Annotated in this window: 20 protein-coding genes; 12 read left to right on the forward strand and 8 right to left on the reverse strand. The window is 65.6% G+C overall.

From position 1 onward, the window contains the following. The first annotated feature begins 76 nt into the window (after window positions 1–76). Both WB794_RS08885 and WB794_RS08890 read left to right on the forward strand, forming a co-directional pair. Window positions 77–373: a lipoate-protein ligase small subunit gene (locus tag WB794_RS08885; RefSeq protein WP_337335499.1), complete on the forward strand. Its 297-nt coding sequence runs from the start codon at window positions 77–79 to the stop codon at window positions 371–373. Continuing rightward, window positions 370–1,143 carry a lipoate--protein ligase family protein gene (locus WB794_RS08890; RefSeq protein WP_337335500.1) on the forward strand — a complete coding sequence of 258 codons (774 nt, stop codon included), beginning with the start codon at window positions 370–372 and terminating at the stop codon, window positions 1,141–1,143. The genes WB794_RS08885 and WB794_RS08890 overlap by 4 nt, the downstream gene beginning before the upstream one ends. 73 nt (window positions 1,144–1,216) lie before the next feature. Here WB794_RS08890 and WB794_RS08895 read toward each other — a convergent pair whose 3' ends face one another. Next, entirely contained in the window at window positions 1,217–1,606 is a 390-nt protein-coding gene (locus WB794_RS08895; RefSeq protein WP_337335501.1) for a hypothetical protein, read from the reverse strand. Window positions 1,607–1,984: 378 nt separating this feature from the next. On the opposite strand from WB794_RS08895, the gene WB794_RS08900 reads away from it, so the two are divergent. Both WB794_RS08900 and WB794_RS08905 read left to right on the forward strand, forming a co-directional pair. Next, window positions 1,985–3,310 carry a hypothetical protein gene (locus WB794_RS08900; RefSeq protein WP_337335502.1) on the forward strand — a complete coding sequence of 442 codons (1,326 nt, stop codon included), beginning with the start codon at window positions 1,985–1,987 and terminating at the stop codon, window positions 3,308–3,310. A gap of 342 nt (window positions 3,311–3,652) precedes the next feature. Then, entirely contained in the window at window positions 3,653–7,048 is a 3,396-nt protein-coding gene (locus tag WB794_RS08905) for an RHS repeat-associated core domain-containing protein (protein WP_337335503.1), read from the forward strand. Window positions 7,049–7,558: 510 nt separating this feature from the next. Here WB794_RS08905 and WB794_RS08910 read toward each other — a convergent pair. Further along, entirely contained in the window at window positions 7,559–7,804 is a 246-nt protein-coding gene (locus WB794_RS08910) for a hypothetical protein (protein ID WP_337335504.1), read from the reverse strand. Window positions 7,805–8,085: 281 nt separating this feature from the next. Between WB794_RS08910 and WB794_RS08915 the strand changes: the two genes are divergently transcribed. After that, complete coding sequence (locus WB794_RS08915) at window positions 8,086–8,514, forward strand: hypothetical protein (RefSeq protein ID WP_337335505.1); 429 nt, start codon at window positions 8,086–8,088, stop codon at window positions 8,512–8,514. On the opposite strand, the gene WB794_RS08920 is transcribed toward WB794_RS08915, so the two are convergent. Both WB794_RS08920 and WB794_RS08925 read right to left on the reverse strand, forming a co-directional pair. Then, window positions 8,465–8,779 carry a BrnA antitoxin family protein gene (locus WB794_RS08920; protein ID WP_337335506.1) on the reverse strand — a complete coding sequence of 105 codons (315 nt, stop codon included), beginning with the start codon at window positions 8,777–8,779 and terminating at the stop codon, window positions 8,465–8,467. The genes WB794_RS08915 and WB794_RS08920 overlap by 50 nt on opposite strands. Continuing rightward, window positions 8,748–9,020: a BrnT family toxin gene (locus tag WB794_RS08925; protein WP_337335507.1), complete on the reverse strand. Its 273-nt coding sequence runs from the start codon at window positions 9,018–9,020 to the stop codon at window positions 8,748–8,750. The genes WB794_RS08920 and WB794_RS08925 overlap by 32 nt, the downstream gene beginning before the upstream one ends. A gap of 314 nt (window positions 9,021–9,334) precedes the next feature. Here WB794_RS08925 and WB794_RS08930 point away from each other — a divergent pair, with 314 nt between their 5' ends. Both WB794_RS08930 and WB794_RS08935 read left to right on the forward strand, forming a co-directional pair. Beyond that, window positions 9,335–10,345 (forward strand): RHS repeat-associated core domain-containing protein, encoded by a 1,011-nt coding sequence (locus WB794_RS08930; RefSeq protein ID WP_337335508.1) that lies wholly within the window; start codon window positions 9,335–9,337, stop codon window positions 10,343–10,345. Between the two features lie 8 nt (window positions 10,346–10,353). After that, on the forward strand, window positions 10,354–10,680 hold the full coding sequence (locus WB794_RS08935) for a hypothetical protein (protein ID WP_337335509.1): 327 nt from the start codon (window positions 10,354–10,356) through the stop codon (window positions 10,678–10,680). A gap of 156 nt (window positions 10,681–10,836) precedes the next feature. Here the strand turns inward: WB794_RS08935 and WB794_RS08940 are convergent, their stop codons facing one another. Beyond that, window positions 10,837–11,082 (reverse strand): hypothetical protein, encoded by a 246-nt coding sequence (locus tag WB794_RS08940; protein WP_337335510.1) that lies wholly within the window; start codon window positions 11,080–11,082, stop codon window positions 10,837–10,839. 129 nt (window positions 11,083–11,211) lie between these two features. Here WB794_RS08940 and WB794_RS08945 point away from each other — a divergent pair, with 129 nt between their 5' ends. Beyond that, window positions 11,212–12,390 carry an MFS transporter gene (locus WB794_RS08945; protein WP_337335511.1) on the forward strand — a complete coding sequence of 393 codons (1,179 nt, stop codon included), beginning with the start codon at window positions 11,212–11,214 and terminating at the stop codon, window positions 12,388–12,390. A 127-nt stretch (window positions 12,391–12,517) separates the two neighbouring features. Here the strand turns inward: WB794_RS08945 and WB794_RS08950 are convergent, their stop codons facing one another. After that, entirely contained in the window at window positions 12,518–13,891 is a 1,374-nt protein-coding gene (locus WB794_RS08950) for a tryptophanase (RefSeq protein WP_337335512.1), read from the reverse strand. A 170-nt stretch (window positions 13,892–14,061) separates the two neighbouring features. Between WB794_RS08950 and tpx the strand changes: the two genes are divergently transcribed. The 4 genes from tpx (at window position 14,062) to tsaC (ending at window position 18,553) form a co-directional block, all read left to right on the forward strand. After that, window positions 14,062–14,562 carry a thiol peroxidase gene (tpx, locus tag WB794_RS08955; protein WP_337335513.1) on the forward strand — a complete coding sequence of 167 codons (501 nt, stop codon included), beginning with the start codon at window positions 14,062–14,064 and terminating at the stop codon, window positions 14,560–14,562. 79 nt (window positions 14,563–14,641) lie between these two features. Beyond that, a complete protein-coding gene (locus tag WB794_RS08960) occupies window positions 14,642–16,039 on the forward strand; it encodes an MATE family efflux transporter (protein ID WP_337335514.1) in 1,398 nt (465 codons plus the stop codon). A gap of 59 nt (window positions 16,040–16,098) precedes the next feature. Next, a complete protein-coding gene (sppA, locus tag WB794_RS08965) occupies window positions 16,099–17,964 on the forward strand; it encodes a signal peptide peptidase SppA (protein ID WP_337335515.1) in 1,866 nt (621 codons plus the stop codon). A gap of 19 nt (window positions 17,965–17,983) precedes the next feature. Next, window positions 17,984–18,553, forward strand: coding sequence for an L-threonylcarbamoyladenylate synthase type 1 TsaC (gene tsaC / locus WB794_RS08970; protein WP_337335516.1), 570 nt, complete (start codon window positions 17,984–17,986; stop codon window positions 18,551–18,553). Window positions 18,554–18,568: 15 nt separating this feature from the next. Here tsaC and rpiA read toward each other — a convergent pair whose 3' ends face one another. Both rpiA and WB794_RS08980 read right to left on the reverse strand, forming a co-directional pair. Next, window positions 18,569–19,216 carry a ribose-5-phosphate isomerase RpiA gene (rpiA, locus tag WB794_RS08975; RefSeq protein WP_337335520.1) on the reverse strand — a complete coding sequence of 216 codons (648 nt, stop codon included), beginning with the start codon at window positions 19,214–19,216 and terminating at the stop codon, window positions 18,569–18,571. Between the two features lie 102 nt (window positions 19,217–19,318). Further along, window positions 19,319–20,932, reverse strand: a complete 1,614-nt coding sequence (locus WB794_RS08980; protein WP_337335517.1) for a type I restriction-modification system subunit M — start codon at window positions 20,930–20,932, stop codon at window positions 19,319–19,321. Window positions 20,933–21,080 lie beyond the last annotated feature (148 nt).

Here is a 21,080-nt window from a genome sequence, read left to right on the forward strand (position 1 = left end):
CAGTGCGATGGGAAGGCAGGGCAAACGCATCGCCCAAGCTTATCCCGATCCCCGCCTGCGGCACTAAGATGCGCGCATGAACAGACACGGCGAATACAAGATGCCCGGCGGCAAGCTCACCGTCGTCGATCTCTCGATCGAACGCGGGTGCCTGGCGCGGGTGCAGGTCAGCGGCGACTTCTTCCTGGAGCCCGATGCCGCGCTGGAGGCGATCAACGCCGCCCTCGCGGGCCTGTCCGCCGATACGGACGCGGAGGCGCTCGCGGACGCGATCGCGTCCGGCCTGCCGGACGGCGTGCGGATGTACGGCGTCAGCCCCGCAGCCATCGCGACCGCGGTGCGGCGCGCCATCGACGTGGGAGAATCCGCGTGATCGAACGCTGGAACCGGCACGACTGGCAGCTCATCCACGCCGCACCGCAATCGCCCGCGCTGCACATGGCGCTGGACGAGGTCATCACCGATGAAGTCGGCGCCGGCCGTCGTCCACCCACGCTGCGGGTGTGGGAGTGGGCCTCGTCGGCAGTGGTGATCGGGCGCTTCCAGTCGCTGCGCAACGAAGTCGATCCCGAGGGCGCACGGCACCACGGCATCGAGGTGGTGCGCCGCATCAGCGGCGGCGGCGCGATGTTCATCGAACCGGGCAACACCATCACCTATTCACTCTCCGCGCCCGAGTCCCTGGTCGAAGGCATGAGCTTCCAGGAGGCCTACGCCTTCATGGATGCCTGGGTGCTCAAGGCGCTGCGATCACTCGGCATCGAGGCCTGGTACGTGCCGCTCAACGACATCGCCTCGGCATCGGGCAAGATCGCCGGCGCGGCCCAGGCGCGCCGCTCGCGGGCGGTGTTGCACCACGTCACCATGGCCTACGACATCGACGCGGCCAAGATGCTGGAGGTGCTGCGCATCGGCCGCGAGAAACTCTCCGACAAGGGCACCCAGAGCGCGGTCAAGCGCGTCGATCCCTTGCGCAGCCAGACCGGCCTGCCCCGCGAAGCCGTGATCGAATGCATGATCGACACCTTCCGCCAGGACCACGGCCTCGCCCCGAGCGCGATCTCGGCCGAAGAAATGACCCGCGCCAAGGCGCTGGTCGCGGCGAAGTTCGGCACCCAGGAATGGATGGAGGTCGTGCCCTGACCCGGCAAGGTGGCGATGTTCCGCCCTGCGGGAACATCGCCGCTGCGCGCCGCTCCCGCCCCTGTGCTCCGAATCACCGCAGCGCCGCGATGAACGCGCGCAGATGCTGGCGCGTGGCCTCGGGGAGCGAGAGATAGGCTTGGATCAGTGCCTGGTCAGTCGCCGCAATCGAGTCCCAGTGCGGCGCGCGGATGCCCATGCTTTTCGCGGCTTGTCGGGTGCCCCCGGTAAGGCCGTAGCGCAACACTTGCGGCTCGACATGCAGCCAATCGGCGAGAACCTGCAACTTCTCCTGCGCCGGAATGGATAGCCCGAGAAGCCAGCGGCGCACCGCCTGATAGGTCACGGAGCGGCCCCAGTAACGGGCGTTGAAGTGTTTTTCGAGCACGCTGGGGCGCGGCTCATGACCTGCGGCAATCATCGCGGCACGCAGTCGCTTGGCAAATTGCTTTTTCTCGTCCATGGAGCCGGAAGATGAAGTTCCGGTTCAATGAAATTTGAAGTTTGATTCATGAAATGACCTGATTAGCCCTGATCCTCAGCCGATGCTTCGGCGAAGAGTGGCTTTGGCTCGCCATTCCCGCATGCTTTTGGCGGAAACCCGGTGACTTGGCTTTTGTTGTGGAGGCATCTGAAAGCAAAGACACTGGATTCCTGCCTTCGCAGGAATGACGAGCTGAGAGTCAGGGCTAATCAGGTGAAATGATTGAATCAATACTTCACCTCCACTCCCCGCCGAGCCCGCATAGGGGCAGGATGAACCACGACCGACCTGCGATCACCGCCGGATCAACGGCTGCCTGTACGAAAGAACTCTCGCCCGCTCCACCGGAGACAACCCATGATCCGCAATGACAAGGCATTCGCATCCTCGGCAGGCATCCCGCCGCCACGCTTCCTGCGCCGCCTCTCGCTCCTGCTGCTGGCCTTGCCGGTTCTTGCCCCCACCCGCGCCCAGGAAACCACGCTGGCGCACGAATACGGGCGGGTGATCCAAAGTGCGGAAGTGGTCGGCAACCTGGGTCCGGACGCCTTTGGCGAGCAGACCAATCTGTACACCGGCAGCACCGAGTTCACCGTCACCGACATCGAACTGCCCGGTCCCGGCCTGGTACCGGTCCGGCTAGGGCGGCGCTATGTCGTCGAGAACAAGATCGACGCGGATGAGCAACCGATCTATCCGTTCGCCGACTGGCAGATCGACATCCCGCACGTCCACGGCACGTTTGCCCGCCAGACGGGCTGGTCCTCGCCTCCTTCGGGTAACCGCTGCTCGAACGTCATGCTCACCGAGCCACCGACGGTGTATTACCTGGGGCAGCCGTTCAGCGGTGCCGACTACTGGTATGGCCATCACCTCTATGCGCCCGGCGCAGGTGAACAGGAACTGCTCGTCTACCAGCAGAGCAGCAATCCGAACCAGCCCGCCAGCGGCGGACCATACTACTGGGTCACGCAGGACCAGTGGTTCTTCAGCTGTCTGTCCACGCTGGCCAACGGCAACGGGTATTCAGGGCAGGGCTTTCTGGCCATCGACCCGAATGGCACACGCTACACCTTCGACTGGATGGTTCCTTATCGAACGCAACTTCTGAGCAAGCCTCTTGGCATGCCGCCGTTGCGCGCGACACCCAGTATGCCTGGTACGGAGGACAGCAAGGATCTGGTGCCGACGGCACCGGGCATGGCAATCCTTCCGCGTGACGATGTCTGGATTTACCCGACCCGGATCGAGGACCGCTTCGGCAACTTCGTCGCCTTCACCTGGTATGGTGCGAAGCTCATGCAGATCGCGGCCAGCGACGGGCGCAGCATCACACTGACGTACGACAACGATGTCATTGCTTCGGCCACGGATGGCACCCGAACCTGGAACTACCAGTACGATGCCGCGCGTGACTTCCTGTTGAGCGCCACGCGCCCGGATGGTTCGGCCTGGGGCTACCAGATGGCAGACCTGGTGTGGCTTTATCCCATGACCCTGGAAGACCGGGGGTGTGGAGGAGAGTTGCTGCGAGACAACGCGCAAACCTCCCATCACGCAACGATCACGCACCCTTCCGGTGCCACGGGCATGTTCACATTCCGGCCCACGCAACATGGCCGCGCGAGCGTTCCGCAGATTTGCGCACCGTACCTGAATCAAAATAACGGAACCAGCTATTAAACGGTTCACCCCCGGTACTTCTCATCCTTTGCCCTCAAGACCAAGACCATCTCCGGGCCGGGCCTCGCAGCGCCGCTGACTTGGCAGTTCGACTACGGCACCGCCAACGCCACCTGGCAGGGCGAGTGCGGCAGCGGATGCATCACCACCAAGGCGGTCGCGGTGACCGGGCCGGACGATTTCGTCCGGCACACCTTCGGCACGAAGTACGCGGAGAACGAAGGACGACTGCTGAAGCGGGAAACCGGTCCCAACATCAACACTATCCTTCGTACCGAAACGATGACCCATCAGACGTCATCGGCGGGGCTTGCCTTTCCATCGCATGTCGGTTTTAGCCCCATGCAGCGCACCGACGGCATGGCAGGCCGGAACATTCCGCAAAAAGGCAACACGATCACGCAGGATGGCAACACCTTCGGCTGGTCCGTCGCGCCGGCGGACTTCGATATCTTCGCCCGCCCCACCCGGATCACCCGGACGGGCAGTGCCACGCGGGTTGAAAAGATCGCCTATCACGACAACACCGCGCGGTGGGTGCTGGGCCAGATGGAAAAACGCACCTGCCTCAGCACCACGACAGGCGGCACGGGCTGCACCAACACCGCCGTGGCGCAAACCACCTTCGATCCCGTCACCGCCCTGCCTCTCATCCACGCCGCCTATGGCCAGGTGCTGCAAACCCTGACCTGGCATGCGGACGGTTCGCTGCACACCAGCACCGACGGCAACGGCCACACCACCACCTTCACCGACTGGTACCGCGGCGTGCCGCGCCACATCCGGCACCCGGCCACCGCCGAAGCACCCGCCGGCGCGACGCAGACGGCCATCGTCAGCACGCGAGGCGAAATCACCCGGATCACCGACGAACTGGGCTACGCCACGAACTACGGCTATGACCCGATGGGCAGGCTCTCCAGCATCACCTGGCCCGCCGGCGACAGCACCGCCTGGACCCCCACCTCGCGAAGTTTCGCCCCGCTCGCCAGTGACGACACCGACGCAGGCATTCCCGCCGGCCGCTGGCGGCTGGCCGAAACGACCGGAACCCATAGCCGCGACACCTTCTACGACGCCCTGTGGCGCCCCGTGCTCACCCGCGAACGCGACACCGCCAGCAGCGCCACCACCCGCTACGTGAAGCGCGCCTTCGACAGCCAGGGCCGGGAAACCTTCGCCTCCTATCCCAGCACCGGCAGCAGCCCCGCCACCGGCATCACCACCCAGTACGATGCGCTGGGCCGAACCCGGAAAACGCAGGCCAACTCCGAGCTCGGCATCCTCACCACCGAAATCAGCTACCTGCCCGGCAACCAGGTCGCCGTCATCGATCCGAGGGGCCACGTCACCACGACCAGCCACCAGACCTTCGACGAGCCCGACTACCGCCTGCCGCTGAGCGTTGCCGCGCCCGAAGGCGTCACCACCACCTACACGCGCGATGCCTACGGCAAGCCGCTCACCCTCACCCGCAGCGGCAGCTACACCCCGCCCGGCGGCGGCCCGGAAAGCCTCAGCCTGACGCGCCGCTACCTGTACGACAGCCAGCAGCGCCTGTGCAAGACCATCGAGCCCGACGCCGGCATCTCGCTGTTCCTGTACGACGCCGCCGGCAACCTGGCCTGGCGCGCCACCGGCCAGAACACCCTCACCAGCACCACCAGCTGCCAGACCGGCTCGGTCGGCCCGAGCAAGCGCAGCGCCCATGTCCACGATGCGCGCAACCGCCTGATCGCCATCGACCACCCCGGCAGCACCGAGGACGTGGGTTTCACCTACCACCCCGACGGCGCGCTGCACACCGCCACCACCGGCACGCTGTCCGCCACCGCCCCGCTGGCCTGGAGCAGCAGGACCAGCGAGTGGACCTACGGCTACAACAAGCGCCGCCTGCCCACCACCGAATCCCTGCACCTGCCGCCGGAAAACAGAACCTTCGGCCTCACCCGCGGCTACACCGCCCTCGGCCACGACGCCTCGCTCACCTACCCCGACACCGCGCCCGGCACCGCCCTGAGCCTGGCCTTCGCCCCCAACGCCCTCGGCCAGCCCACCCAGGCCGGCAGCCATGCCACCTCCGCCACGTATCACCCCAACGGCCAGATCAAGGGGTTCAGCTACGGCAACGGCCTCAAGCGCAGCGTCACGCAGAACGCCCGCGGCCTGCCGAGCCGCATCCTCGATCAGTACAGCGGCGGCGCGCGGCTCGACCACGCCCTGACCTACGACCCCAACGCCAACCTGGCCGGGCTCGTCGATGGCCTCGCCGGCGCGCAGGAAAGCCGCACCTTCCAGTACGACGCCCGCGACCGCCTGATCCAGACCAGCGCCACGCCCTCAGCCGGCAGCTACGCGGAAACCTGGGCCTACGACCCGCTCGACCGCATCCGCAGAGTCGTCCAACCCGGCAGGGACTGGCGCTATCACTACGACGCCGGCACCTTCCGCCTGCACGAGATCAAAAACCCGGCCAGCGCCCCGCAGCGCAGCTACGCCTGGAACACCCGCGGCGAATGGACCACGCGCACCTGGCACAGCGCCGGCAATCCCGGCTTCACGCCCCCGACGATCTTCCGCAACGGCTTCGAGGAAGACCTCATCAGCACCCCCCACGGCTACGTCTTCGACAACGCCGGGCGCCTCGTCAACGCCAACGGCATCACCCACCGCTACGACGCTCACGGGCGGCGGGTTGTCACCACGGAACCGCAGTGGGGCACGCGCCTTCAGGTCTACGACCGCAGCGGCGCGCTGCGCTACGCGGAAGACAGCGCCAGCAACGAGCGCACCGAGTACGTCCACCTCAGCGGGCAACTGGTCGGCGAACGCAGCCGGCCACTCAACGCCACCACACCGATCCTGCGCTACCTGCACAGCGACCAGCGCGGCACCCCGAGCGTGAAGACCGCGAGCAACCGCGACGTCATCTACCGAAGCTGGAACGACGCCTACGGCGAACCCCACGACCACCTCTGGCGCGATGGCCCCGGCTTCACCGGCCACGCGATGGACCCGGCGAACCAGCTGGTCTACATGCAGCAGCGCTACCATGACCCGGAGACGGGGTTCATCAGCCCGGACCCGGTGAGCGCCGATCATGGGAGCTTCAATCGGTATTGGTATGCCAACAACAACCCGTACACGCTGGTTGATCCGGATGGAAAATTCCCCCAACTGCTCGGCGCGATAATTACGGGAGCAGTTATTGGCGCAACGGTTGATGTGGTGGCTCAGCAATTCGTGAATGGGCTTGGATCTAATATAGACACCACTTCTGTATATGTTTCAGCAGGTGTTGGGGCGGCAACTGGCGGAGTGGGTGCGATCTACGCCAATGCGGCGAGAATCGGGATGATTGCGGGAAAGCCAATAACCACCATACAAGCAGTTGCACGTACCGCAGGAACAAATGGCGCAATAGGTGCCGCGGGCTCGGCTGTAGATAGTGTTGCCCATGGAGAAGCCCCAAGTGCTACCAGCATGGCAATTTCTGGGGCTGCCACAATGGGGATGAGCGCTGCGGCTGGGAGGATATCAAATGCCACTGCAATCAAGTTAGAAAATATTAGCGGGGCAGCTGTTAATACTCCGGCGGGCATCGGCGGCAGCGTTGCCAGATCTACTGCGAGCGCCCAAAGAGCAGCGGCCTCTCAATCGGCTTCTGCATCTTTTGCCGAGTTTTCCGTAGATGTCATAGGTTCTGCCGCACAGCGAAAAATCGAGGAGAAAAAATAGTGAGCGCAGCAAGAAAAATACTCTTGGACCATGAAAAATCCGCTTTGCTGATAGCACTTATTGCCGGGGGATTCATGTGGTATGGGTACGGCCTGCTTAAAGGCATGCTATTCTTTTTATTCGCATTTCTGTTGCCCCAGCCAATTTATATTTATCATTACTGGCGGCGCGATAAAAGGTTGGGGTGAGCCTGCCAACCCCACCACCCCGTACACCTCACAAGCAAGGCCGATTCGATAACTGGAGGCGTCGCAATGAATAATGCAACCTTCTGAGGAGGCGCACTGCAAACTGCCAAGCAACATTCGCTTACCTGATTAGCCCTGATCCTCAGCCGATGCTTCGGCGAAGAGTGGCTTTGGCTCGCCATTCCCGCATGCTTTTGGCGGAAACCCGGTGACTTGGCTTTTGTTGTGGATGCATCTGGAAGCAAAGACACTGGATTCCTGCCTTCGCAGGAATGACGAACTGAGAGTCAGGGCTAATCAGGAACTGCCAAGCAATATTCGCTTATCGCTTCATCCGCCCAGCATTCAACCAAAGCGTCTCCAGAAGCTCGCCGCTGGCAATACCCTGTGCAGCTTCCAGTTGCTGCGACAGCACCACCAGTGCATTGAGCAGGTTGTCGCTGGAGATGGACAGCTCGTGCCGCGGGCAGGAATGGAGCACGTCAACAAGCAGGTTGATCTGTCCCTGCATCGAGGTCAGCAGCTGATAGAGCTGGTCGAGGCAATCCATGGTGTGCTGGTGATTCATCGCGCGCTCCTCTTGTGCCCGTCAACCAGTCGCCGCCGAAGGTGGCGGACGACGCGCGGTTGACAGACCGGGAGACAAGCACCGGCGAGCCTTTCGGCTCCCGCGCGCCGCCCGCCATGGATTGGCGAGGCACACAGCCACTACCGATGCGGAAGGCGCAAAAAAAAGCGCCAACATCAGGCAGTGGGCGCTTGCGCGCATGTCTCCAACGGGCTGTCACCCCCGGCCAGCACCGTTGCGTGCTGGCAATTCGAGCTTACGCTCCGCATCAAGTCGGTGCAATGCTGCCCGCCTCGGCGCGCCGCCTGCCCACCACCGACTCCCTGCACCTGCCGCCGGAAAACAGAACCTTCGCCCTCACCCGCGGCTACACCGCCCTCGGCCACGACGCCTCGCTCACCTATCCGGACACCGCGCCCGGCACCGCCCTGAGCCTTGCCTTCACCCCCAACGCCCTCGGCCAGCCCACGCAGGCCGGCAGCCACGCCATCTCCGCCACGTATCACCCCAACGGCCAGGTCAAGGGGTTCAGCTACGGCAACGGCCTCGCGCGCAGCGTCACGCAGAACGCCCGCGGCCTGCCGGGCCGCATCCTCGATCAGTACAGCGGCGGCAAGCGGCTCGACCACACGGGTTGTATCGCCCATGAGGTGGGTTGCGTCATGGACGGGGCCTTTGGGCATCCACGAAGGCGCGCAGCACGGCATTGATCCGGGTCTGGTACCGGCGGCCAGACTGCTTGAAGAAGTCCACCACATCCCGATCCAGCCGCAGGGTCAGTTGCTGCTTGTTCTCGCTGGTGAGCAGGCCGGGGCGCGTCCATATGGCGTTATCCGAGCTGGCCGGAATGTCGCTCAAGTCGATGTCCTCGTCCTTCATGGCCTTCAACCGGGCCTTGGTTTCCTCGCTCATCTTGGGCGGGTTGGCCGGGTCGAGGGTGAACCTAACGGTTTTTCCAGTATTCGCGTCGCTCATGGGGAGTGGCCTTTCGGGCAGAAATGATGCGGATGGTGTCGTCGCGCAAGGTGTAGGCGACGGCCAGTTCGTGGCCATCAACCAGCCCCACCGTGATGAAGCGATCCTCGCCGTAGTCTTCGCGCTCGTCGTAGCGGTCGAGTCGGTTTACGTCGAGGAACACGGCCAAGGCTTCATTGAACGGTACGCCGTGCTTGATCAGATTGGTGGCGGCTTTGTCTTCATCCCAGTCGAATTGCATAGTTTTTACTCAGCAGCAACTACGATTGTAACAACATTCAGGGGAAAAGTCAAGCCCCCCAAGGCCACCAGCGCCGCCGCTGGGCCGGTCGGTCGTGGGTCAGCATCAACACTTGGGCGCGTAGGTCGACCACCTGGCACAGCGCCGGCAACCCCGGCGTCACGCCGCCGACGATCTTCCGCAACGGCTTCGAGGAAGACCTCATCAGCACATCGGGCACCTTCACCTTCGACAACGCCGGACGCCTGGTCAACGCCAACGGCATCACCCACCGCTACGACGCCCACGGCCGAAGGGTCCTCACCATCGAACCCATGTGGGGCACGCGCTACCAGGTCTACGATCGCAGCGGCGCGCTGCGCTACGCGGAAGACAGCGCCAGCAACCAGCGCACCGAGTACATCCACCTCAACGGCCAGCTGGTCGCCGAGCGCACGCGCGCGCTCAACGCCAGCGCCGCCACCGTCGCGTACCTGCACAGCGATCATCGCGGCACCCCGAGCGTGAAGACCGCGAGCAACCGCGACGTCATCTACCGAAGCTGGAACGACGCCTACGGCGAACCCCACGACCACCTCTGGCGCGACGGCCCCGGCTTCACCGGCCATGCGATGGACCCGGCGAACCAGCTGGTCTACATGCAGCAGCGCTACCATGACCCGGAGACCGGCTTCATCAGCCCGGACCCGGTGGCCGCCGATCATGGGAGCTTCAATCGGTATTGGTATGCGAACAACAACCCGTACACGCTGGTTGATCCGGATGGGCGGTTTCCGGGCGGGCGAGAGTTCGAGATGGAGAACAAGAGGTTAGGGGTGCAGCCTCCGCCTCGGAATGCCAACGACTGGTTGGGACCGGCGATTGGAGGCGCGCTGACGGCGATGGTTGCAGCGCCAGTGGCAGGGTTCGTTTATGGTGCCGCGATCTCGAACCCGGTGCTGACAACAAACGTCGTCAACGCCATTGCGGAAGTGGCGGCAGGTGATGCGCTGGGAGGGGCAAGTCTTGCCGGGACAACTGCACTAGCCGCTGGGACTGCATCGAAAATTTCCCATCTATTTGATAATCCTAAACACAAATTAGATGCTTTGGTCGAGGTTAGCGGAGGGTCTCGTGAAAGGGCTTTTGCAGGACTTCAAAATGCTGCGAATAATGCGCTCGCTGAGGGGGTGCTAAAACCCGGGCCTAACGGAATCCTCCCTGGAGGGCAATCCGGAGCAATTCTTAATGTTAATGGTATTGATGTTCAACTCGTGGGTGGGCGAGTCAATGGAACCATTGTGGAGATCGGGAGTGCCAGCAGGCAATTCCTGAAAGACAGATGAGAAATCAAATGAAACCAACAGCGCTTGAAGCCGATGTGTTAGAATTATTTTACCGTGAGTATTCAGACCTCTCTTTCCCTAACCCCCAAAGCATTGAGATAATTGACCGAATAAATACCGGGTCGGGTCGGCGCGTCATATTAAAGGCCCCCACGCTTCTCGATACATATTCTGGATATTTGGATATGCGAGGACACTTCATCGAAATGAAAGGCTTGGATCATGGATTGATGGCGACGATTTGTGTAGATAAAGGAGTGATAGACGAACTTGAATTTTCAGTGTACGGCGAAAATCTATGGAATGGCGAGGAAGGCTGCTGGAAGATTATCTGATCACGACAGCACGATAGTACGATAGGTTGGACTGAGTTTGCGAACCCCAACACCTCGCACACCTTGCAAGCCGAGGCCGATCCGATAACTGGTGGCGTGCAATGAATAATGCGATCTCTTGAGGAGGTGCACTGCAAGCTACCAAGCAATATTCGCTTATCGCTTCATCCGCCCAGCATTCAACCCAAGCGTCTCCAGAAGCTCGCCGCTAGCAATGCCCTGTACAGCTTCCAGTTGCTGCGACAGCACCACCAGTGCATTGAGCAGGTTGTCGCTGGAGATGGACAGCTCGTGCCGTGGACAGGAATGGAGCACGTCAACAAGCAGGTTGATCTGTCCCTGCATCGAGGTCAGCAGCTGATAGAGCTGGTCGAGGCAATCCATGGTGTGCTGGTGATTCATCGCGGCCCCCTTGAACGGAAGAAGCCCGTCACGCGAGGTGACGGACGACGCGCGGTTAGAAGACCGTCCAAGGGGCGGCGAGCCTTTCGGCTCTCGACGCCTCCGGATAGAGGCAACGGAATCATGCCCATGGCAAGAACGCCGGGAACGCAGCGCCACACGATTCCAGCCGGCATCTGGGTGCTCGGATTCGTGAGCATGCTGATGGATATCTCTTCGGAGATGATCCACAGCCTGCTGCCCTTGTTCATGGTCGGAACCCTGGGTGCCAGCGCATTCGCGGTTGGTCTGATCGAAGGCCTGGCCGAGGCGACCGCGCTGATCGTCAAGGTGTTCTCCGGTGCGATCAGCGACTACCTGGGCAAGCGCAAGGGCCTGGCCGTGTTCGGCTACGCGTTGGGGGCGTTCACCAAGCCGCTGTTTGCCATGGCACCCAGCCTCGGCGTCGTGCTTGCGGCGCGCCTGCTCGATCGCGTCGGCAAGGGCGTGCGCGGCGCGCCGCGCGATGCGCTGGTGGCCGATATCGCTCCGCCCGCGGTGCGCGGCGCGGCGTTCGGGCTGCGCCAGTCGCTGGACACGGTCGGCGCGTTCCTCGGCCCGCTGCTGGCGGTCGGCCTGATGCTCTTGTGGGCCGACGACTTTCGGGCGGTATTCTGGGTGGCGGTGATTCCGGGCCTGCTCGCGGTCGCGCTGCTGCTGTTCGGCGTGCGCGAACCCGAACGTCAGGCGGGCGGGAAGCGCACCAACCCGATACGGCGTGAAAACCTCAGGCGGCTGGGCGGCGCGTACTGGTGGGTGGTCGGCCTGGGCGCGGTCTTCGCCCTGGCCCGATTCAGCGAAGCCTTCCTGGTGCTGCGCGCGCAGCAGGGCGGCATCGCCCTGGCGCTGGTGCCGCTGGTGATGGTGGCGATGAATCTCGTCTACGCCGCGTCCGCTTACCCGTTCGGGACCCTGTCGGACCGCATGAGCCACGAGAAGCTCCTGGTCTGGGGCCTGGTGGTCCTGATCGCCGCCGATCTGGTGCTGGCGATGGATGCGCGCTGGACCACGGTTCTGGCCGGCGTTGCGCTCTGGGGCGTCCACATGGGAATGACCCAGGGCCTGCTGGCGACGATGGTGGCCAAGGCCGCGCCGTCCGATCTGCGCGGCACCGCCTTCGGCGTCTTCAACCTGGTCAGCGGTCTGGCCATGCTGGTCGCCAGCGTCATCGCCGGGCTGCTGTGGGACCAGCTCGGTGCCTCGTTCACCTTTTACGCGGGTGCCGCGTTTTCCGCCGTGGCCCTGCTCGGCCTGTGGAGGAAAATCTGAGCCGCGCGGCGGGCGCTGGTGGCCGATGCCGACCGCGCCTGCCGCGCGCCTGGCGATCCTCCAGGCACGCCGATCTTCGCTCGTCGCTCCCGCCTTCGCGGGCATGACGGCCCCGCTCGGGGTTTCCCTACGCCAGCGGCTCGAAGCGCGCGGTGAAGTGGCGCAGCTGTTTCGGCTCGTGGCTGATGCGGTAGCCGGAAAGCGTCGGCGCGCGGCGGGCGACTTCCCCGCAGACTTCGATCACGTAGTCGATGTGGCTCTGGGTGTATGTGCGGCGCGGGATGGCCAGGCGCACCAGCTCCATGGTCGCGGGCGTTTCCGAGCCGTCCGGGTGGCGACCGAACATCACCGTGCCGATCTCGCAGCCGCGCACGCCGCCGGCTTCGTACAGCGCCACCGCGAGCGCCTGGCCGGGATACTGCAGCGGCGGAATGTGCGGCAGGAACGCCTTGGCATCCAGATAGACCGCGTGGCCGCCGATGGGCTGGAGCACGGGAATCCCGGCCTTCGCCAAGGCCTCGCCCAGATACGCGGTGGAGCGGATGCGATAGCGCAGGTAGTCGTGGTCGACGACCTCCTTCAGGCCTTGCGCCAGCGCCTCCAGATCGCGTCCGGCAAGGCCGCCGTAGGTGGGAAAGCCTTCGGTCAGGATCAGCAGCGCGCGGCACTGTTCGGCCAGCGCGTCGTCGTTGAGCGCGAGCCAGCCGCCGATGTTGCCCATCGGATCCTTCTTGGCGCTCATCGTCATGCCGTCGGCGAGCCGCGCCATGTCGCGCACGATGTCCGACACCTCGCGCTCGCCCTGGCCCGGTTCGCGCTCGCGGATGAACCAGGCGTTCTCGGCGAAGCGGCAGGCGTCGAGGAACAGCGGCACGCCGTGGCGGTGGCAGACCGCGCTGGTTTCGCGGATGTTCTCCAGGCTCACCGGTTGGCCGCCGCCGGAGTTGTTGGTGAGGGTGAGCATCACCACCGGCACGCGGCCCGCGTTCTGCGTGAGGAAGGCGTCCAGGCGCGCGGTGTCCATGTTGCCCTTGAACGGATGGCGGCTGACCGGGTCGCGGCCCTCGGCGATCACCAGGTCGACCGCCTCGGCACCGCTGTACTCGATGTTGGCGCGGGTGGTGTCGAAGTGGGTGTTGCTCGGGATGACCCGGCCGGTGCCGCCCAGTGCGGTGAAGAGGATCTTCTCCGCCGCGCGACCCTGGTGGGTGGGAATGACGTGGGCGAACGGGAACAGCTCCTGCACCGCGCTGCGGAAGATCTCGAACGAGGGGCTGCCGGCATAGGACTCGTCGCCGTGCTGGATCGCGGCCCACTGGTCGCGGCTCATCGCGCCGGTGCCCGAGTCGGTCAAAAGGTCGATCAGCACGTCGTCCGAATGCAGGCCGAACAGGTTGTAGCCGGCGGCCTTCACCGCCTCGCGACGCTGCGCCTCGGTGGTCATGCGCAGCGGCGCGACCGAGTGGATGCGGAAGGGTTCGATGATGGTGCGATAGGCCACGGCGGGTTCCTCCGGCGCGATGGCCGCGTGCAGACAGGGCGGCGCGCATTGCCGCGCCAAGGCGGTGAACTGTATCCGATGCGCCCCCCGCCGCGCGCGGCGGCAGCTTGAAAGCGGGCGCGCCAGCCTCCAGATTGTGCGGTGTTTTCCCAACCCCAAGGAGCCTGGCCATGGCCACGGTGACATTCAAAGGCAGTCCGGTCCGCATCGGCGGCACATTTCCGCAGGTCGGCAGCAAGGCAGCGGGATTCCGGCTGGTGGCAGGCGATCTTTCCGAGCGCACGCTCTCGGACTTCGCCGGCAAGCGCAAGGTCCTCAACATCTTCCCGAGCATCGATACCGGCGTGTGCGCGGCCTCGGTGCGGCGCTTCAACCAGGAGGCCGCCACGCTCGCGAACACCGCGGTGCTGTGCATCTCGGCCGATCTTCCCTTCGCGCAGGCGCGCTTCTGCGGTGCCGAAGGCATCCAGAACGTCACCATGCTCTCGATGATGCGCGGGCGCGAGTTCCTGAAGGACTATGGCGTGGCGATGGAAGACGGCCCGCTGGCCGGGCTGGCGGCGCGCGCGGTGGTGGTGCTGGACGAGCACGACACGGTGATTCACGCCCAACGGGTCGCGGAAATCACCCAGGAACCGGAGTACGCTGCCGCCCTCGCTGCGCTGGCCTGACGGCGGTTTCGGGCCGGAGCGACCGGCCCGCGCCGCCATGGCCCCTGCGCGTCGCTGATTTTCCGCAAGGACCCGTCCCATGCCCTCCGCCCGCACCCGTTTCGCGCTGCTCGCGCGCGAGATGCGCCGCACCTTCACGCTCGCGTTGCCGCTGATCTTCGGGCACGTGGCGACCGGCATGATCGGCTTCGTCGATTCGGTGCTGGCCGGCCATCACCATCCCAACACCCTGGCGGCGGTGGCGGTGGGCGCGGCGATCTGGTCGGTGGTGGCGATCGTGCTGGTGGGCGTGCTGCTGGCGGTGCCGCCTTCGGTATCGCACCTGGCCGGTGCCGGGCGACGCGCCGAGATTCCTTCGCTGTTTCGCCAGACGCTGTGGCTGGCGGCGGCGCTGGCGGCGCTGCTGGTCGGATTCCTGCAGCTCGCCACCGGGCTGCTGGAACCCATGGGCATCGCCGAGGAAATCCGGCCCGCCGCGGCCGACTTCATTCACGGCGTGCGCTGGGGCGTGCCGGCGCTGGCCTTCTACCTGTGCATGCGCTACCTGAGCGAGGGCCTGCACTGGACCCTGCCCACGATGGTGCTGGGCGTCTCCGGGCTCGCCATCCTGGCACCGCTGGGCTACGTGCTGATGTTCGGCCGCTTCGGCCTGCCCGAGCTGGGTGCCGGCGGCGTGGGCTATGCCACCTCGATCATGCTCTGGTGCCAGGCGCTGGCCTTCGCGGCGCACCTGGCGACCAGCCGGCGCTTCGCGGATCTGGCCCTGTTCGGGCGCTGGGAGTGGCCGCGCCGGGAGACGATCCGCGGGCTGCTGGCGCTCGGGGTTCCGATCGGCGTGACGGTGGCGATGGAGGGCGGACTGTTCATCGCCACGGCGCTTCTGATCGGACGCATGGGCGAAGTGCCGGCAGCGGCCCACCAGATCGCGATCAACGTCGCCTCGATCACCTTCATGGGCGCGCTGGCACTGGCCGAGGCCACCACGGTGCGGGTCGGCCACGCCGCCGGTGCCGGAGATCGCCACGGGCTGAGGCGCGCCATCCTGGCCGGATATGTCATCGTGATCGGCGTGCAGCTGGTGACGGCGTCGGCGATCGCGCTGGGCAACGACCTGATCGCCTCCATCTACACCCGCGATGCGGCGGTGCTGTCGCTGGCGGCCACGCTGCTGCTCTACGCCGCCGCCTTCCAGGTGTCCGACGGCATCCAGGTGGTCTCCAGCGCTTCGCTGCGCGGGCTCAAGGACACGCGCGTACCGATGCTGCTGGCGGCCTTTGCCTACTGGTGCGTCGGGATGCCGCTGGCCGCCGGCCTCGGGCTCGGGCTGGGCTGGGGCGCGCCGGGCATGTGGGTGGGACTGGTGGCGGGATTGACCTTCGCGGCGCTGCTGCTGGGCCTGCGGCTGCGCCACAGCCTGCGCCAACGGCCGCCTGAACCACGCGCCCGTACCGCGGCACCCGTGCCCTCCGGCACGTAGCCCGCGCCGGGCAAGCGCGTATTCTTGTCCCCACATCCCCGTTCTTACGCGATAACGCCATGTCTCGATCTGCTCCCGGACCGCTACTGCGGTTTGCCCGCGCCGGCTGGAACGCCGTCAACTTCACCCGCCGACTGGTCTTCAACGCGATCTTCCTGTTCATCGGGCTGATCGTGCTCGTGGCGCTGTTCAGCGGCCGCCCCAAGCTGCCCGAGCGCAGCGCGCTGGTGATCGCGCCGCAGGGCCAGGTGGTGGAGCAGTTCAGCGCCGATCCGTTCGAGCGCGCGCTGTCCAAGGCGATCAACCAGCCGCTGCCGGAAACCCAGCTGCGCGATCTGGTGCGCGCGCTGGAGGCGGCCGCCACGGATTCCCGCATCGAGCGGGTGGTGATCCGTCCCGACCAGATGACCGGGATCGGCTTCGCCGCGCTCGAAGAGCTGGCGCGTGCGGTGACCGAGTTCAGGAAGAGCGGCAAGCAGCTGGTGGCCTACGCCGACGGCATGGACCAGAAGCAGTATTACCTCGCCGCGCTCGCCGACGAGGTCTACCTGCACCCGGACGGCATGGTGCTGCTCGAAGGCCTGTCGCGCTACCGCGCCTACTACCGCGAGGCGCTGGAGGACAAGCTCGGCGTCGATGTGCACCTGTTCCGCGTCGGCGAATACAAGTCCGCCGCCGAGCCCTACATCCTCGACGCCGCCTCGCCCGAGTCGCGCGAGGCCGATCTCTACTGGATGAACGACCTTTGGCGGCACTTCCTGGCCGACGTAGCGCGGCTGCGCTCGCTGGACGCCGACGCGCTGCAGGCCGGCATCGACGATTTCGCGGCGCGGGTCGAGTCCGTGGCCGGCGACATGGGCAAGCTCGCGCTGGAGCAGAAGCTGGTGGACGGCCTCGTCACCCAGGACCAGTTCCGCGACCTGATGGTCGAGCGCGGCGTCGAGGACACCGAAACCCACAGCTTCCGCCAGGTGTCGATGGACGCCTATCTCGGCTTCGTGGACCGCGAGCGCCCGGCCTTCGATGCGCGGCCCAAGGTGGCCATCGTGGTGGCCCAGGGCGAAATCGCGGCCGGCGACCTGCCGCCCGGCACCGTGGGCGGCGTGTCCACCTCGCGCCTGCTGCGCGATGCGCGCGAGGACGCGGACGTGAAGGCCGTGGTGCTGCGCGTGGATTCCCCCGGCGGCGGCGTGTTTCCGTCCGAGCAGATCCGCCGCGAAGTGGAGCTGATCCGCGCCGTCGGCAAGCCGGTGGTGGTCTCGATGGGCAACGTGGCCGCCTCGGGCGGCTACTGGATCTCGATGAACGCCGACGCGATCTACGCCCAGCCCACCACCATCACCGGCTCGATCGGCATCTTCGGCCTGTTCATGACCATCCCCGACACCCTGGCCAAGATCGGCGTGCACGTCGACGGCGTGGCGACCACGAAGATCGCCGGTGCCTTCGATCCCACCCGCCCGATGTCGGTCGAGGTGGGCAAGACCATCCAGGCCATCATCGACCAGGGCTACCGCCAGTTCATCGGCAAGGTGGCGGCGGCGCGCGAGACGACTCCCGAGGCGATCGACCAGGTCGCGCGCGGGCGGGTCTGGAGCGGCACGCAGGCCGAGGCGCGCGGCCTGGTGGACGAACTGGGCGGGCTGCACGATGCCGTCGCCGAGGCCGCGCGCCGCGCGACCCTGCCGAGCGACGGCTACCGGGTGCAGTACGTCGAAAAGACGCTGTCGCCGTTCGAGCAGGCGCTGGTCAACGCAGGCCGCAACGCCACCGTCCGTGCGCTGATGGCGCAGGCGGGGCTGCCGACCCTGCTGCTCGACGCGCCGGGAACGCGCGAGCTGGGCAAGACCCTGCGCCTGCTGGATTCACCACCCGAGGGCGGGCGCCCGTTCAAGGCCGTGGCGCACTGCTTCTGCGAGCCCTGAGTCCGGAGCGACCCTTCCCGTGACCGCGCGTCCACTGTCGATTCCGGACGCCGCCTGCGCCCTGCGCGCGGGCGGCGTCATCGCCTACCCGACCGAGGCGGTCTGGGGTCTGGGCTGTGATCCCTTCGACGCGGCGGCGCTGGCGCGCCTTTTGGCCCTCAAGCAGCGCCCGGCGGCCAAGGGCATGATCGTGATCGCGGCGCGTCCCGCGCAGGTGGATCGCTACCTGCGCTGGAGCGCGCTCGCGCCCGAACGCCGCGACCAGGTGCTGGCGAGCTGGCCCGGGCCCAACACCTGGCTGATTCCCTGCACCGACGCCGTGCCACACGGCCTGCGCGGCGATCACGACACGCTCGCGGTGCGCATCACCGCGCATCCGGTGGCGGCCGCGCTGTGCGAGGCCTTCGGCGGGCCGATCGTGTCCACCAGCGCCAACCGTGCCGGCGAGCCGCCGGCGCGGCGCATCGGGGATCTCGCTGGCGATTTGCGCGACGCGCTGGATGGATGGGTCGACGGGGAAACCGGCGACCGCGCCCTGCCCTCGGTCATCCGCGACGCCCGCGACGGACGGATCATCCGTCCCGGCTGAGGCCGCCGGGCGGCGTCAGACGCTGCCGGCGACCACCACGCCGTCGGCGATCACCACGTCGGCCGGGCGCGCCGCGAACAGGCCCACCGCCACCACGCCGACGATCTGGTTGATGCGCGCCTCCAGCGCCACCGGATCGGTGATGGAAAGACCGTGCACGTCGAGGATCCAGTTGCCGTTGTCGGTGACGACGCCGTCGCGCCAGACCGGCTGACCGCCGAACTTCAGCAGCTCGCGCGCGACGTGGCTGCGCGCCATCGGAATCACCTCGACCGGCAGCGGGAAACGGCCGAGCACCGCCACGCGCTTGGAGGCATCGAGCACGCAGACGAAGCGCTCGCTGGCCGCGGCAATGATCTTCTCGCGCGTCAGCGCCGCGCCGCCGCCCTTGATCAGGCAGCGCTGCGGATCGCATTCGTCGGCCCCGTCCACGTACAGCCCGAGCGGGCCTTCGGCATTGAGGTCGAGCACCTCGATGCCGCGCTGGCGCAGCAGCGCGCTGCTCTGCTCGGAGCTGGAGACCGCGCCCTTGATCAGCCCCGGCTCGCGCCCCAGCGCCTCGATGAACCAGCGCACGGTCGAGCCGGTGCCGACCCCGACCACCGAGCCTTTTTCGACGAATTCGAGGGCGCGCTCGGCCGACAGGCGCTTGGCGTTTTCAATGTCCGATGACATGCGGGGCTCCGTGTTCCAAATGGATTGTCTGCGAAAAGTCCGGATGCCCGGATCGGAATCCGGGGCAGGTGGGGCAATGAGGCCGAAAGGCTAGGGCAGCGGCTTCAAACCCAGCTCTTTCAGGAAGGCGTTGTGCGTGTCCTTCGCCGCCGCAATCGCCTTTTCGATCTCCGCCAGATCCCGGTGCGTGTCATCCAGATCGATCTCGGCCTCGGCCACCGCCGTGCTGATGTAGCGGGAGATGTTCAGGTTGAAATCGTTCTTCTCGATCTCGGCCATCTCCACCCGGCGCGAGTAGCGCGCCTCTTCCTCGCGGAACTGGTAGGTCTGGACGATCCTGGCGATGTGCTCGGGCTTGAGCTGGTTCTGGCGCTTGCCTTTTTCAAAGTGCTCGGCGGCGTTGATGAAGAGCACATCGTCCGGCTTCTTGCACTTCTTCAGCACCAGGATGCAGACCGGGATGCCGGTGGAATAGAACAGATTGGCGGGCAGGCCGATCACCGTGTCGATGTGGCCGTCCTTGAGCAGCCTGGTGCGGATGCGTTCCTCCGCCCCGCCGCGGAACAGCACGCCGTGCGGCAGGATGATCGCCATCACGCCCTCGTCCTTGAGGTAGTGGAAGCCGTGCAGCAGGAAGGCGAAGTCGGCGGCGGACCTGGGCGCCAGGCCGTGGCTCTTGAAGCGCACGTCGTCGGCCAGGGCGTCGGTCGGCTCCCAGCGATAGCTGAAGGGCGGGTTGGCGACGATGGCGTCGAAGCTCGGCTTTTTCGCCGGGTTCTGCTCGCGCAGCATGTCCCACTCGTTGAGCAGGGTGTCGCCGTGGAAGATCTCGAACTCGGTGTCCTTCACCCCGTGCAGCAGCATGTTCATGCGCGCGAGGTTGTAGGTGGTGATGTTCTTTTCCTGGCCGAAGATCTTGCCGATGGTGCCGCCCGCCTGGGCCACCTTCTTGCGCACGTTGAGCAGCAGCGAGCCCGAGCCGCAGGCGAAATCCAGCACGCTTTCCAGCCGCTTCTTGGTGCCGGTTTTCGGCTCCTGGCTGTCCAGCGTGACGATGGCCGAGAGGATGTCGGAAATCTGCTGCGGGGTGTAGAACTCGCCCGCCTTCTTGCCCGAACCCGCCGCAAACTGGCCGATCAGGTATTCATAGGCATCGCCCAGCGCGTCGACGTCGGTGGAGAACTCCGCCAGCCCCTCGGCGATCTTCTGGATGATGGCGCAGAGCTTGGCGTTGCGGTCGGCATAGGTCTTGCCCAGCTTGGGGGAACTGAGGTCGATCTCGGAGAACAGGCCCTGGAAGGTGCTCTCGAAGGATTCCGTCTCGATGTACTTGAAACCCGCCTGCAGCGTTTTCAGCAGTTCCGCGTTCTGGGTGCGCGCCATATTGGCGATGCTGTTCCACAGGTGCGCGGGCTGAATCACGTAATGCACCTTGCGGCGCATCTGCTTCTCGAACATCGGGATATCGTCCACGTTGTTCGCATACCAGAGCGCCAGCGGCACCTTGCGGGCGTCGCCGCCCACATCGGGGTAATCCCGGCCCAGTTCCTTCTGCGCCGCCGTCTCGTAGTTGTCGGAGAGATAGCGCAGAAAGAGGAAGGACAGCATGTAGTCGCGGAAGTCGTCCGCATCCATCGCCCCGCGTAGTTGGTCGGCGATGCTCCAGAGGGTGTTGACCAGTTGTTTCTGGTTGGCTTCGGTCATGTCGGCTGGATGGTTGTGCAGAGGCGGTTCAGTGCGGCCGGGAGGGCACGCCGCAGCACGAGCCTGTCAGAAATTTTGTGTGTGAGGCATACCATGCTACTGCCAAGGAGTACGTATGCCACGCAAGAAGAAGACGCCGGTGGTCACG

This window comes from Denitratimonas tolerans, assembly GCF_037203605.1.
In the GTDB taxonomy this organism is placed as follows: Bacteria; Pseudomonadota; Gammaproteobacteria; order Xanthomonadales; family Xanthomonadaceae; genus Denitratimonas; species Denitratimonas tolerans.

Excerpts from the sequence above, each read along its gene's own strand:
- WB794_RS08885 (WP_337335499.1), top strand. The coding sequence starts at position 77 with ATGAACAGACACGGCGAATACAAGATGCCCGGCGGCAAGCTCACCGTC.
- WB794_RS08980 (WP_337335517.1), bottom strand. The coding sequence starts at position 20,932 with ATGACCGAAGCCAACCAGAAACAACTGGTCAACACCCTCTGGAGCATC.
- WB794_RS08925 (WP_337335507.1), bottom strand. The coding sequence starts at position 9,020 with ATGCAATTCGACTGGGATGAAGACAAAGCCGCCACCAATCTGATCAAG.
- WB794_RS08945 (WP_337335511.1), top strand. The coding sequence starts at position 11,212 with ATGGCAAGAACGCCGGGAACGCAGCGCCACACGATTCCAGCCGGCATC.
- WB794_RS08915 (WP_337335505.1), top strand. The coding sequence starts at position 8,086 with ATGCTGCCCGCCTCGGCGCGCCGCCTGCCCACCACCGACTCCCTGCAC.
- WB794_RS08900 (WP_337335502.1), top strand. The coding sequence starts at position 1,985 with ATGATCCGCAATGACAAGGCATTCGCATCCTCGGCAGGCATCCCGCCG.
- WB794_RS08905 (WP_337335503.1), top strand. The coding sequence starts at position 3,653 with ATGCAGCGCACCGACGGCATGGCAGGCCGGAACATTCCGCAAAAAGGC.
- WB794_RS08930 (WP_337335508.1), top strand. The coding sequence starts at position 9,335 with ATGTGGGGCACGCGCTACCAGGTCTACGATCGCAGCGGCGCGCTGCGC.
- sppA (WP_337335515.1), top strand. The coding sequence starts at position 16,099 with ATGTCTCGATCTGCTCCCGGACCGCTACTGCGGTTTGCCCGCGCCGGC.
- tpx (WP_337335513.1), top strand. The coding sequence starts at position 14,062 with ATGGCCACGGTGACATTCAAAGGCAGTCCGGTCCGCATCGGCGGCACA.
- WB794_RS08935 (WP_337335509.1), top strand. The coding sequence starts at position 10,354 with ATGAAACCAACAGCGCTTGAAGCCGATGTGTTAGAATTATTTTACCGT.
- WB794_RS08895 (WP_337335501.1), bottom strand. The coding sequence starts at position 1,606 with ATGGACGAGAAAAAGCAATTTGCCAAGCGACTGCGTGCCGCGATGATT.
- WB794_RS08920 (WP_337335506.1), bottom strand. The coding sequence starts at position 8,779 with ATGAGCGACGCGAATACTGGAAAAACCGTTAGGTTCACCCTCGACCCG.
- WB794_RS08910 (WP_337335504.1), bottom strand. The coding sequence starts at position 7,804 with ATGAATCACCAGCACACCATGGATTGCCTCGACCAGCTCTATCAGCTG.
- WB794_RS08960 (WP_337335514.1), top strand. The coding sequence starts at position 14,642 with ATGCCCTCCGCCCGCACCCGTTTCGCGCTGCTCGCGCGCGAGATGCGC.
- WB794_RS08940 (WP_337335510.1), bottom strand. The coding sequence starts at position 11,082 with ATGAATCACCAGCACACCATGGATTGCCTCGACCAGCTCTATCAGCTG.